This window comes from Massilia sp. TSP1-1-2 (assembly GCF_049896185.1).
Taxonomy (GTDB): domain Bacteria; phylum Pseudomonadota; class Gammaproteobacteria; order Burkholderiales; family Burkholderiaceae_D; genus Telluria_A.
The window spans coordinates 110329-123563 of record NZ_JAFCTU010000003.1 but is presented as its reverse complement, the minus strand read 5'-3'; the positions used below and the strand labels follow the sequence as shown (position 1 = coordinate 123563).

The 13235-nt window shown below is 62.0% G+C and carries 10 protein-coding genes; 5 read left to right on the top strand and 5 right to left on the bottom strand.

Going from position 1 to position 13235, the window contains the following annotated elements:
* Positions 1-121 precede the first annotated feature (121 nt).
* From hppD to ACP7BV_RS03715, 3 genes are all read left to right on the top strand, one after another.
* Complete coding sequence (gene hppD, locus ACP7BV_RS03725; RefSeq protein WP_426101634.1) at positions 122-1273, top strand: 4-hydroxyphenylpyruvate dioxygenase; 1152 nt, start codon at positions 122-124, stop codon at positions 1271-1273.
* A gap of 22 nt (positions 1274-1295) precedes the next feature.
* Positions 1296-4850 carry an indolepyruvate ferredoxin oxidoreductase family protein gene (locus tag ACP7BV_RS03720; RefSeq protein WP_426101632.1) on the top strand — a complete coding sequence of 1185 codons (3555 nt, stop codon included), beginning with the start codon at positions 1296-1298 and terminating at the stop codon, positions 4848-4850.
* A gap of 98 nt (positions 4851-4948) precedes the next feature.
* Positions 4949-5344 (top strand): DUF3224 domain-containing protein, encoded by a 396-nt coding sequence (locus ACP7BV_RS03715; protein ID WP_426101630.1) that lies wholly within the window; start codon positions 4949-4951, stop codon positions 5342-5344.
* A 55-nt stretch (positions 5345-5399) separates the two neighbouring features.
* On the opposite strand, the gene ACP7BV_RS03710 is transcribed toward ACP7BV_RS03715, so the two are convergent.
* The gene (locus tag ACP7BV_RS03710) at positions 5400-5810 is read right to left on the bottom strand and encodes an MAPEG family protein (RefSeq protein WP_426101628.1); all 411 of its coding nucleotides are present in this window, start codon (positions 5808-5810) and stop codon (positions 5400-5402) included.
* A 150-nt stretch (positions 5811-5960) separates the two neighbouring features.
* Between ACP7BV_RS03710 and ACP7BV_RS03705 the strand changes: the two genes are divergently transcribed.
* Both ACP7BV_RS03705 and ACP7BV_RS03700 read left to right on the top strand, forming a co-directional pair.
* Positions 5961-7721: a M14 family metallopeptidase gene (locus ACP7BV_RS03705; RefSeq protein ID WP_426101626.1), complete on the top strand. Its 1761-nt coding sequence runs from the start codon at positions 5961-5963 to the stop codon at positions 7719-7721.
* 147 nt (positions 7722-7868) lie between these two features.
* On the top strand, positions 7869-8363 hold the full coding sequence (locus tag ACP7BV_RS03700) for an outer membrane beta-barrel protein (protein WP_426101624.1): 495 nt from the start codon (positions 7869-7871) through the stop codon (positions 8361-8363).
* 128 nt (positions 8364-8491) lie between these two features.
* Here the strand turns inward: ACP7BV_RS03700 and katG are convergent, their stop codons facing one another.
* The 4 genes from katG to ACP7BV_RS03680 form a co-directional block, all read right to left on the bottom strand.
* Entirely contained in the window at positions 8492-10744 is a 2253-nt protein-coding gene (gene katG, locus ACP7BV_RS03695) for a catalase/peroxidase HPI (protein ID WP_426101622.1), read from the bottom strand.
* Positions 10745-11072: 328 nt separating this feature from the next.
* Positions 11073-11990 carry a tRNA 2-thiocytidine(32) synthetase TtcA gene (gene ttcA, locus ACP7BV_RS03690; protein ID WP_426101620.1) on the bottom strand — a complete coding sequence of 306 codons (918 nt, stop codon included), beginning with the start codon at positions 11988-11990 and terminating at the stop codon, positions 11073-11075.
* Positions 11987-12385, bottom strand: coding sequence for a dihydroneopterin aldolase (locus ACP7BV_RS03685; RefSeq protein WP_426101618.1), 399 nt, complete (start codon positions 12383-12385; stop codon positions 11987-11989). The genes ttcA and ACP7BV_RS03685 overlap by 4 nt, the downstream gene beginning before the upstream one ends.
* A gap of 19 nt (positions 12386-12404) precedes the next feature.
* Positions 12405-13205: an SDR family oxidoreductase gene (locus tag ACP7BV_RS03680; protein WP_426101616.1), complete on the bottom strand. Its 801-nt coding sequence runs from the start codon at positions 13203-13205 to the stop codon at positions 12405-12407.
* Positions 13206-13235: the final 30 nt, after the last annotated feature.

Genomic DNA, 13235 nt, shown 5'->3' with positions numbered 1-13235 from the left:
CTCCAAATTCTCATTTCTGACGCAATTATATTGCTCAAATTGCGCCGGCGTGGGCATGGTTTGAAATTTAATGCCGGGGCCTCCAGACTATACTGTGCCCTAATAAAATGAGGAGACTGTGATGCAATTTACGCCTTGGGACAACCCGATGGGGACCGATGGATTCGAGTTTGTCGAGTACGCCGCGCCCGATCCAAAAGCGCTTGGCGCGCTGTTCGAACAGATGGGTTTTACCGCCATCGCCCGCCACCGTCACAAGGACGTGACCCTGTACCGCCAGGGAGACATCAACTTCATCATCAACGCAGAAAAAGACTCGTTCGCGCAGCGCTTCGCGCGCACGCACGGCCCGTCGGTGTGCGCCATTGCGATCCGCGTCGAAGACGCCGCCTTTGCCTACCAGCGCGCGCTGGAACTGGGCGCCTGGGGCTTTGACAACAAGACCGGCCCGATGGAGCTGAACATCCCGGCCATCAAGGGCGTAGGCGACTCGCTGCTGTATTTCGTGGACCGCTGGCGCGGCAAGGGCGCCAACCCGGGCGCGGGTTCCGCAACCATCGGCACCATCGGCGACATCTCCATCTATGACGTCGACTTTGTCGCCATTCCGGGCGCAGTCGCCAACCCGGTCGGCAACGGCCTGACCTACATCGACCATTTGACCCACAATGTGCACCGCGGGCGCATGAAGGAATGGGCCGAGTTCTACGAGAACCTGTTCAACTTCCGCGAAGTGCGCTACTTCGATATCGAAGGCAAGCTGACGGGCCTCAAATCGAAGGCGATGACGTCCCCATGCGGCAAAATCCGCATCCCGATCAACGAGTCGTCCGACGACAAGTCGCAGATCGCCGAATACCTCGACGAGTACCACGGCGAAGGCATCCAGCACATTGCGCTCGGTACCGACAACATCTACCAGTCGGTCCAGCAGCTGCGCGACACCGGCATCGTGTTCCAGGATACGATCGAAACCTACTATGAGTTGATCAACCGCCGCCTGCCCGGTCACGGCGAAAACCTCGACGAGCTGCGCCGCCTGCGCATCCTGGTCGATGGCCACAGCAGCGACACCGAACGCGAACTGCTGCTGCAGATCTTTACCCAGACCGTGATTGGACCGATCTTCTACGAGATCATCCAGCGCAAGGGTGACCAGGGTTTCGGCGAAGGCAATTTCCGCGCACTGTTCGAGTCGATTGAACTGGACCAGATCAAGCGCGGCGTGCTGGTAGACACTGCAACAGAGAACACCACAAAAACAGCTGCCTGAGCGGCAGCACCGGAGACAAGACATGAACGCACCTCTCGACCCGTCCAAGCTGCAAGCCGAGCCTGAACACGCCATTTCGCTCGACGACAAATGGACCCTGGAGCGCGGCCGCGCCTTCATGACCGGCACCCAGGCGCTGATCCGCCTGCCGATGATGCAGCGCGAACGCGACCTGGCCGCCGGCCTGAATACCGCCGGCTACATCACCGGCTACCGCGGCTCGCCTGTCACGTCGGTCGACATGACGGCGGTGAAGGCGAAAAAATTCCTGGACGCGCACCACGTCAAGTTCCATCCCGGGATCAACGAAGACCTGGCCGCCACCGCCGTCTGGGGCACCCAGCAAACCAACCTGTTTGAAGACGCCAAATACGATGGCGTGTTCGGCATGTGGTACGGTAAAGGCCCGGGCGTGGACCGGTGCGGCGACGTCTTCAAGCACGCCAACAATGCCGGCAGCGCCAAGTTCGGTGGCGTGCTGGTGCTGGCTGGCGACGACCATGCCGCGAAGTCCTCGTCCACCGCGCACCAGTCCGACCATATCCTGAACGCCTGCGGCATTCCCGTGCTGTACCCGGCGTCGGTGCAGGAATACATCGACTATGGTCTGCACGCGTGGGCCATGAGCCGCTACACGGGATTGTGGGTCTCGATGAAGTGCGTGACCGACATCATCGAGTCCGGCGCCGTGGTCGACTTTGACCCGGACCGCGTCAAGATCGAACTGCCGACCGACTTCGTGCTGCCGGAAGGGGGCCTGAATATCCGCTGGCCCGACACCGTGCTCGATATGGAAGTGCGGATGAACAGCTTCAAGTGGTACGCCGCCCTGGCGTATGCGCGCGTGAACAAGCTGAACAAAATCATCTGGGACAGCCCGAAGCCGAAGATCGGCATCATCACCGCCGGCAAGTCCTACCTGGACACGCGCCAGGCGCTGGCCGACCTTGGCATCGACGAGCAGGACGCGGCCGACATCGGCATCCGCCTGTACAAGATCGGCATGACCTGGCCGCTGGAATCGGAAGGCGTGCACGAATTTGCCAAGGGCCTGGACGAAATCCTGGTGGTCGAAGAAAAGCGCCAGATCCTCGAATACGCGCTCAAGGAAGAGCTGTACAACCTGCCGGACGGGCAGCGTCCGCGTGTGGTTGGCAAGTTTGACGACACGGGCGAATGGGCCAACAAGGGCGGCACCGGCCACGGCGACTGGCTGCTGCCGGCCACCTATGAATTGAACCCGGCCCTGATCGCGCGCGCAATTGCCAGCCGCATCTCGCACTACTGCGCCGGCCACCCGGTCGAGCAGCGCGTGAAAGAACGCATCGCGTTTTTGGAAGCCAAGGAGCTGGTGCTGAAAAGTTCGAGCCTCAAGCCGAACCCCGAGACCGACCGCACGCCGTACTTTTGCTCCGGCTGCCCGCACAATTCGTCGACCAAGGTGCCGGAAGGCTCGCGCGCGCTGGCCGGCATCGGCTGCCACTACATGGTGCTGTGGATGGACCGCGAAACGTCGACCTTCACCCACATGGGCGCCGAAGGCGTCACCTGGGTCGGCCAGGCCCCGTTCACCGACGAAAAACACGTGTTCACCAACCTGGGGGATGGCACTTACTTCCACTCGGGTTTGCTGGCGATCCGCGCGGCGGTGGCGGCCAAGGTCAACATCACCTACAAGATTTTGTTTAACGACGCTGTCGCCATGACCGGCGGCCAGGTGTTCGACGGTCCGCTTGACCCGGGCATGATCAGCCGCCAGATCGCCGCCGAAAACGTGGGTCCGATCATCGTCGTCACCGACGAACCGGACAAATACCCGGACGACTATAACTGGGCGCCGGGCGTGACGGTGCGTCACCGCTCCGAACTGATGGAAGTGCAGCGCGAACTGCGCGAATGCCCGGGCGTGTCGGCGATGATCTACGACCAGACCTGCGCGTCTGAAAAACGGCGCCGCCGGAAGCGCAAGGAATACCCGGACCCAGCCAAGCGCGCCGTCATCAACGAGGCCGTGTGCGAAGGCTGCGGCGACTGCTCGGTGCAATCGAACTGCCTCTCGGTGGAGCCGCTGGAAACGGAACTGGGGCGCAAGCGCCAGATCAACCAGTCGTCCTGCAACAAGGACTTTTCGTGCGTGACCGGTTTTTGCCCGTCGTTCGTGACGGTTGAAGGCGGGGCGCTCAAGAAGCCGAAAAAGGCTGCGAATACCGAGGCTGCGCCGCCGGTGCTGCCAACGCCTGCGCTCAAGAGCACGGCTGAGCCGTACGGCATCCTGATCACCGGTATCGGCGGCACCGGTGTGGTCACCGTCGGCCAGATCCTGGCGATGGCCGCCCACGTCGAAGGCAAGGGCGCGATCGTGCTCGACATGAGCGGTCTGGCCCAAAAGGGCGGCCCGGTCATGTCGCACGTGCGCCTGGCCGACAAGCAGTCGGACCTGCATTCGACCCGCGTGGGCACCGGCAGCGCCAACCTGGTCATCGGCTGCGACCTGATCGTCACCGCCAGCCGCGACGCCTTGTCGCGCATGGGCGACGGGCGCACCTACGCGGCCATCAATTCCACCGGTTCCTCGACCGCTGCTTTTGTGAAGAACCCGAACTGGCAGTTCCCGGGCGCCTCGTCGCAAGCGGAAATCGTCAAGGCCTGCGGTGCTGAACTGGTGGACTTTGTCGACGCCGGCCAGATTGCCACCGCGCTGATGGGCGACTCGATCGCCACCAATATGTTCATGCTCGGGTATGCGTGGCAAAAAGGGCAGGTGCCGTTGACGGAAGCGTCGATCCTGCGCGCCATTGAGCTCAACAACGTGTCGGTCGCCTTCAACAAGACGGCGTTCAACTGGGGCCGTACGGCCGCGCACGACCTGGCGTCGCTGGTCAAGATGACGACGCCGGCCAAGGTGATCGAATTCAAGCGCACGCAGACGCTGGACGACATCATCAAAAAGCGCGTGGAACTGCTCACTGCATTCCAGGACGGCGCTTACGCCAACCAGTACAAGGTGTTTGTCGACCAGGTGCGCGCCAAGGAAGCCACGTTGGGCGGCGGCACGCGCCTGACCGAAGCGGTGGCGCGTTACTACTACAAGCTGATGGCGTACAAGGACGAATATGAAGTTGCGCGCCTGTACACCACCGGCGCGTTTGCCGAAAAGATTGCCAACATGTTCGAAGGCGACTACACTATAAAGTTCCATCTTGCGCCGCCGATGTTCTCCAAAACCGACGCCGAAGGGCATTTGGTCAAGAAGGAGTTCGGACCGTGGATGATGAAGGCGTTCGGCGTGCTGGCCAAGTTCAAGGGTCTGCGCGGCGGCGTGTTCGACGTGTTTGGCTACACGGCCGAGCGCAAGATGGAGCGTGCGCTGATCAAGGAGTATCAGGCGACCGTGGGTGCTTTGCTGGCTAAACTGAATGCGGACAATTTGTCGCAGGCTGTGGCCATTGCCAGCATTCCGGAAGATATCCGCGGTTACGGGCACGTGAAGGAGCGTCATCTGAAGGCGGCCAAGTCGAAGGAAGCGAGCTTGCTGGCCAATTTTGGCGCACCAAGCGGAGAACACCGGGCCGCGTAAGTAGTAACGTAGGGCGCGTAAGTAGTAACGTAGGGCGGAAAAGCGTTAGCGCATTCCCGCCCTACGTTTTTTGTGGCGCTAACTTTTACGGAGACAATATGAATCAAGTTGCCAAGGGCACGTTCGACCTCGTCATGGTCCCGCCCCCAGCAGGCGAGGGGGCAGGCCGCCTTGCGGTCGGGCGCATGCTGATGGACAAGCAGTACAGCGGCGACTTTACCGGCACCGGCCAGGGCGAGATGCTCTCGGCCGGCAACCCAGCCGCCGGCTCGGCCGGCTACGTGGCCATCGAACACGTCACCGGCAGCCTGCACGGGCGCAGCGGCAGTTTCGCACTACAGCACAACGGCACCATGCACAACGGCGCCAGCCACCTGGCCATCGCCATCGTTCCCGGCTCCGGCACGGGCGACCTGTTCGGCATCGAGGGCAAGCTCAAGATCGAAATCGTCGAACGCAAGCATTTCTACGAGATCGACTACACGCTCGATTGAATGTTCGATTGACTGTTCGATTGATGGCTCGATTGATTGCTCGATTAAGCAGCGCTCACTTCAAAATCGCGGCCAGCACCATCACCAGCCCGGCCAGCGACACGCCCCACGCCAGGGAGCGCACCACCGGCACGCCAAACGCGTACAGCGGCACATACAGTACGCGCGCGCCCAGGTAAGCGTAGCAGCCCCACAAGGTCAGCTCGCCTTCGCGCCCGCCCACATGCGCGATCAGTACCGCCGCGGCAAACAGCGGCAGCGTTTCAAACAGGTTGGCCTGGGCGCGCTGCATGCGCGCCGTGACCGGGCGCGGTGGCGGGGCCGCCGCGTCGCGCGGTCCCATGTTGTAAGTCAGGCCTGTTTCGGCCGTGCGCAGCGTCGCCACCAGCATAATCTGCACCAGCGCCAGCACCAGGGTCCATCCCAGGATCATCAGTTCGGTTGTCAGCGTCATTGTCGTCATCATTGTCATCCTCGTTGTCATGTCAGGCATTGCGTCCGGCGGACCGGCACAGGATAGCAAAGATGTCGCAATATTCACGGTAAAAGCCGACTATAATTTCTGGTCAGCTGTGCGTACCGCGCATGGCGATCCTTTCTTGCCGGAGCCTTACCGATGATCCGTTCTGCGTTGCTGCTTGCCCTGCTGGGCGCCGTTCCCCTTTCCCATGCCGCGCCCGACCTCAAGACGGTCGCCGAGCGTTCCGCGTTCGTGCAGACCGGCCGCTACGACGAAGTCATCAAGCTGTGCGCCGCGTTCCAGGTGGCCTATCCCAAGGCCGTGCGCTGTATCGACTTTGGCACCACGCCCGAAGGGCGACCCATGAAGGCGCTGGTGGTCACCCGCACCGGCGCCATGACGGCGCAGGCGGCGGCCAAACGAGCCTTGCCGGTGGTGCTGGTGCAAGGCGGCATTCACGCCGGCGAGATCGACGGCAAGGATGCCGGCTTTCTGGCGCTGCGCGAAGTGCTCGAAAACCGCGCCGCGCCCGGCGCGCTGGACAAGCAGGTGCTGCTTTTTGTCCCGGTCTTTAACATCGACGGCCACGAGCGCTTCAAGAAGTGGAATCGCCCTAACCAGCGCGGCCCTGTCGAAATTGGCTGGCGCACCACGGCCCAGAACTTCAACCTGAACCGCGACTACGCCAAGGCCGACTCACCCGAGATGCAAGCGATGCTCAACCTGGTCAACGCCTGGGACCCGCTGGCCTACATCGACCTGCACGTGACCGACGGCGCCAAGTTCGAGCACGACGTCTCGATCCAGGTCGAGCCCGTGCATTCGGCCGACAGCGAGCTGCGCCAGATCGGACTGGCCCTGCGCAGCGGCGTGCTGGCCGATATTACGGCGCAAGGCTCGATGCCGCAGCCGTTTTACATGTCCTTTGTCGACACCGACAATCCAGCGTCGGGCTTTGCCGACGGCGTGTCGGACCCGCGTTTTTCGACCGGCTACTTCCCATTGCGCAACCGATTGGCCATGCTGGTTGAGACCCACTCCTGGAAGGATTACGCCACGCGCGTGCGCGTCACGCGCAACGCGGTGGTGGCTATCCTGGCGCAGGTGGCCGAGCACGGCACCGCATGGCGCCAAGCCACGCTGCAGGCCGACGCGCGCGCGGCGAAGCTGGCCGGGGCCGACCTGCCGCTGACCTACAAGACGACCGACAAGGTGCGCATGATCGACTTTCGCGGCTATGCCTACAGCCGCACCCCGTCCGAAGTATCGGGCCAGCTGATGACGCGCTACGACGAGACGCGCCCGCAAATCTGGCGCGTGCCGGTGCGCGACGAGATCGTGCCTGACGCGATGGCGCGCGCGCCCCTGGCCGGTTACGTGGTGCCGCCGGCGCAGGCGGCGATGGTGGCCGCCAAGCTCAAGCTGCACGGCATCAGCTTTCGCACGCTGGCCGCAAGCAAGGACAGTTTCGCCGTCGAGACCTTCCGCGCCGAGAAAGCCACCTTTGGCGCCGGCTCGGTCGAATCGCACCAGCGCCTGGCCCTGGCGGGCCAATGGAAGGCCGAACCGCGCACGCTGGCCAAAGGCTCGCTGTTTGTACCGATCGGCCAGCCCAAGGCACGCCTGGTGCTGGCGCTGTTCGAACCGCTGGCGCCCGATTCAATGGTGGCGTGGGGCAACTTTAACAATGCCTTCGAGCGCAAGGAATACATGGAAGATTATGTGGCCGAGGACGTCGCGCGCGCGATGCTGGCGGCCGACCCGGCGCTGGCGGCGCGCTTTCAGTCCCGGCTCGATACCGACCCGGCGTTTGCAAAAAGCGCTGCGGCGCGGCTGGAATTTTTTGCCAAACTTCACGAATCGTGGGATGAACGCTACAGTTTATATCCGGTCATGCGCACCGCCGTGGCGCCTTGACGCCCCGCAATAGTGCAAAAATCGAGGTAAACCTCTACCGGAATTAACTCAAGGCAATATTTCTTTGTATGGTATCTGTGTAATAATGTGGACCCTCGGTCGATGCGTGGCATTGACCAGTCCATTTAATTATTCAAAAGGAACATCATGTTCAAGAAAATCGTTATCGCTTCGGCGCTGGCACTGATGGCTTCGGCGTCGTTTGCTCAAACCGCTCCTTCGGTCTACGCTGGCGGCCAGATCAATAGCACCAAGGTCGACGGTTACGACCGTGAAACCGGCGCTGGCCTGTTTCTTGGTTATCAGTTCAACGAAACCTACGGTCTGGAAGTGGGCTATGCCCGCCTGGCCGACTTTGATGCCGCTCCTGGTGTCAACGTCAAGCTGAACCAGATGTCCTTGTCGGGTATTGCTACTCTGCCACTGAGCAACGGTTTCAACGTGTTCGGCCGTCTGGGCTACAACCGCATCGACGCCAAGGCTAGTGGAAGCAGCCGCAGCGCTACGGAAGATACCTCCGGCGCGCTGTATGGCATCGGTCTGGGCTACAACTTCAGCCCAACCATTGCTGGTCGCGTTGAATTCCAGAAAGCAAGCAGCGATTCGACCAGCGCAGTTGCTGCGATCGTGTTCAAGTTCTAATTGCTTGATGCCTGTAAAAAAACCCGCTTCGGCGGGTTTTTTTACGTCAGTAACAAGCGGTGTAAGGGCTACCTGGCCGACCCAGCTTAACGCACGCCGACCGGCCAAGTGGCAAACGCCAGCGCGCCCTACGCGATGTCGAAACGGTCGAGATTCATCACCTTTGTCCACGCAGCGGCAAAGTCATGGACGAACTTTTTCTCGGCATTGCTAGCTGCGTACACTTCCGCGATGGCGCGCAACTGCGCGTTCGAGCCAAAAACCAGGTCGATCCGCGTTGCCGTCCAGCGCGCTTCGCCCGTCTTGCGGTCGCGCCCTGCGAACTGCTCGCCTGCGGCCGAGACAGCGCTCCACTCGGTGCGCATGTCCAGCAGGTTGACAAAGAAGTCATTGCTCAAGGTGCCCGGCCGGTTGGTGAACACGCCCTCGGTTTTGTGGCCGACATTGGCGCCCAGCACCCGTAGACCGCCGACAAGGACCGTCATTTCCGGACCCGTCAAGGTCAGCAGTTGGGCGCGGTCAATCAACAAGGCTTCCGCCGGTACGCTATAGCGCGTCTTTTGGTAATTCCGGAAACCATCGGCGATCGGTTCGAGTGGATTGAACGAGGCAACATCGGTCTGCTCCTGCGAGGCGTCCATCCGGCCGGGAGCGAACGCGATGCCAAGCACGTGGCCGGCATGCTGCGCTGCCAGCTCCACGCCTGCGTTACCGGCCAGTACGATCAAGTCTGCCAACGACAGCTTCTTGCCACCCGTCTGTGCGGCGTTGAAATCGGCGCGGATCTGCTCCAGCCCCTGCAATACGGTGGCCAGTTGTTCTGGCTGGTTGACGGCCCAGTCTTTTTGGGGCGCCAGGCGAAGCCGCGCGCCGTTCGCGCCACCGCGTTTGTCCGAGCCCCGGAAGGTGGACGCCGACGCCCATGCCGTCGAAACCAACTGGGACACCGTCAAGCCCGATGCCAGCACGGTTTGCTTCAAGGCCGCGATGTCGGCTTCGTCGACGAGCGCGTGGTCGAGTGCAGGGATCAGGTCCTGCCAGATGAGTTCTTCCGCCGGCACCTCGGGGCCGAGATAGCGCGTGCGTGGCCCCATGTCGCGGTGGGTCAGCTTGAACCAGGCGCGCGCAAAGGCGTCGGCAAACTGGTCGGGGTTGTCCAGAAAGCGGCGCGAAATCAATGCATAGGCCGGGTCCACGCGCAAAGCGAGGTCGGTGGTGAGCATCGTCGGGCGGTGCCGCTTGGTCGGGTCATGTGCATCCGGGATCAGGCCTTCGCCGCCGATAGCTACCCACTGGTGCGCGCCAGCGGGGCTCTTGGTCAGTTCCCACTCGAAGCCAAACAGGTTTTCAAAAAAGTTGTTGCTCCACTGCGTAGGCGTCTTGGTCCAGGTTACTTCCAAACCGCTGGTGATGGTGTCGCCGCCCTTGCCGCTGCCAAAGCTGTTGCTCCAGCCAAAACCCTGGGCCGCGAGACCGGCTGCCTCAGGCTCATGCGAAACGTGCTCGGCGGGAGCCGCGCCATGGGTCTTGCCGAAGCTGTGTCCGCCGGCGATGAGGGCCACGGTCTCTTCATCATTCATGGCCATGCGCGCAAAGGTGTCACGAATGTCGAATGCCGACGCAAGCGGGTCCGGCTTGCCGTCCGGGCCTTCGGGGTTCACGTAGATTAAGCCCATCTGTACTGCAGCCAGTGGATTTTCCAGGTCGCGCGTGTGGGGCACTTCGCTGTCATCGTCCTTGACGAGTACGCCGTGCGCGTCCGCGCTTCCCGGGGAACCAGTCGCATAGCGTACGTCGCCGCCCAGCCATTTTGTCTCGCGACCCCAATAGACATCATGGTCCGGCTCCCACACATCCTGGCGCCCGCCGGCGAAGCCGAAGGTGGTAAAGCCCATGCTTTCCAAGGCGACGTTGCCGGTAAGTACAATCAAGTCTGCCCATGAAATCTTGTCACCGTATTGCTGCTTGATCGGCCACAGCAGGCGGCGTGCCTTGTCCAGGCTCACATTGTCCGGCCAGCTGTTCAGTGGCGCAAAGCGTTGCTGCCCGCGGCCAGCGCCACCCCGGCCATCGCCGATGCGGTAGGTGCCGGCACTGTGCCAGGCCATGCGCACGAACAGGCCGCCGTAGTGCCCGAAGTCCGCCGGCCACCAATCCTGGGAGTCGGTCATCAAGGCGGTGAGGTCTTTTTTCAGCGCCGCCAGGTCGAGGCTCTTGAACGCCTCGGCATAGTTGAATTGCCCGCCCATGGGGTCGGACTTGGCGGAGTGTTGATGCAGCAGATCAAGGCGCAATTGCTGCGGCCACCAGTCACGGTTGGTCGTTCCAACACCCGCTGCTGCACTGAAGGGGCATTTCGCTTGGGTCGTTTCGGTACTCATGTCGGACTCCGGTTTTCGCAATAAATTGCTAATGTAAATGGCAGGGGAAATCAGGTTGACTACACGCTCGTCTGGCGCGATCGATCACGATAAGAACTCATGCCCTGCTGGTTTTCGTGCATGGAAAAGTATGTGTGCTTGGCACAGCCTTTGGAGCATAGCGACATCCTCCCAATTGGCATAATTGATCATTCAAATATGCGGCATAGGTAATCGCTATCGTTGGGCGAAAGTCAGCGTGGTGTGCGCAAGCGGGTACCGCAAGTGGCGCAATTGCGGTACCTGCGATTGCGGCAACTTGAAGTGGCGGTGGCTTGAAATTGCTGGCTTAAACCTGCTGCAGCGAAATGGTTCCCATCACCGGCGTCGAGCATGGCTCTTCATCGAAGGCGATGTCGCCCAGCGGGCTGGCCACGCCATCGGCCTTCATATCCTTGAAGCCGAACATGTCGCGGTCCATCAGGTGCGACGGCACCACCGTCGACAGCGACGAGAAAATGCTCTCCACGCGGCCCGGGTGCTCGTTTTCCCACTTGCGCATCAAGGCCTTGATCTGCTTGCGCTGCAAATTTTCCTGGGAGCCGCACAGGTCGCACGGAATGATGGGGAACTGCTTGACCTCGGCGTAGCGGGTCGAATCTTCTTCCTTTACATACGCCATCGGGCGGATCACCATGTGCTTGCCATCGTCCGAGACCAGTTTGGCCGGCATGCCCTTGAGCTTGCCGCCGAAGAACATATTCAGGAAGAAGGTTTCAAGGATGTCGTCGCGGTGGTGGCCCAGCGCAATCTTGTTGCAGCCGAGCTCATCAGCCACGCGGTACAGGATGCCGCGCCGCAGGCGCGAGCACAGCGAACAGGTCGTCTTGCCTTCCGGGATCAGGCGCTTGACGATGCTGTAGGTATCCTGGTTTTCGATATGGAAAGGCACGCCCAGGCGGGTCAGGTAGGCCGGCAAGATATCGGCCGGGAAGTTCGGCTGCTTCTGGTCCAGGTTGACCGCGATCAGCTGGAAATTGATCGGCGCGCGCTCGCGCAGCGTCATCAAGATGTCGAGCAGCGCGTAGCTATCCTTGCCGCCGGACAGGCACACCATGATCTTGTCGCCGTCTTCGATCATGTTGAAGTCGCCGATCGCCTGGCCGACCAGGCGGCACAGGCGCTTGTGCAGCTTGTTGTTTTCGTAGGCGAGCTTGTCGTCGCTACGCTGCACTGCGCCCTGTGCCATCACAGCCGCCTCGCTCATGCTGCTTCCTTGATCTGGAATACTTCCACGCCCACGCCTTCGCAGTCCGGATAGACGTCCGGCTTCATGGTCGAGACCCGCACCGCGCGCACGTTCGGGTGGGCCAGCATCGCGCGCACCACGTCGTCACACAGCGTCTCTTGCAAATGCACGTGGCCTTGCGCCATGCGGTTGGCGATTGTCACGCGCATGAAGTCGTAATCGACCACTTCGTCCAGGTGGTCATCCTTGGGCGTGGACAGCGCCAGCGGGATGTACAGATCGACGTTGATCAGGACGCGCTGCTCGCCCTTTTTCTCAAAATCGTGCACGCCGATGTTGACCATCACTTCGTAGTTGCGCAAAAAGAGGCGGCGGCAGTCTTGCAGGCTTGGGTGGGTCAGTGCGGATAACATAATTTTCTTTCGTGTTGGTTTATTTGGTCAGGAACATCACGTCGCGCGGCAGCGGCATCAGGTGCTGGCCGCCGTCGACAAGGAGGGTGGTGCCGGTCACGGCGCGCGCGCCGGCCAGGTAGCAGACCGCGTCGACGATGTCTTGCGGATTGCTTGATTGGCCCAGCGGCGTGGCCTGGTGCGCCTTGTCAAAGCCGCCTTCGGTCTGCTCGCCCGACACCAGCGTCAGGCCGGGCGCCACGCCCACCACGCGTACGGTGGGCGCCAGTGCTTGCGCCAGCATCGTGGTGGCCGTGTGCAGCGCGGCCTTGGACAGGGTGTACGACAAAAAGTCGGGATTCATGTTGTACAGCTTTTGGTCGAGCAGGTTGATGACCACGGCCTGGCCGCCGCTTGGTGTGGCCGCGTGCAGCGCCTGCGCCAGCAAAATGGGCGCGCTGACGTTGGCCTGCATGTGCGCGGCCAGCAGCGCGGGCGAAAAATCGGCCGCGCTGTCGTACTCGAACTGGGAAGCGTTGTTCACCACGCAGAGCACCGGGCCCAGCGCGGCGCTCGCGCGCCCCAGCAGCGCGCGCACGGCGGTTTCGTCGCTCAGGTCGCACTGCACCAGCGCGGCGCGCCGGCCAAGCGCCTCGACGCCCGCCGCGGTGGCGCGCGCGTCCTCGTGCGAGGCGCGGTAGTGCACGGCCACGTCCCAGCCGGCCTTGGCCAGCCCGAGCGCGATGGCGCGCCCGATGCGCTTGCCGGCGCCGGTCACCAGCGCCACGCGCGCGTTTGCGATTGCTTGTTCGTCCGCTTGTTCGTCCGCTTTGTCGTGCATATTTTGTCGATGCGTCCCGTTGTGGCTACA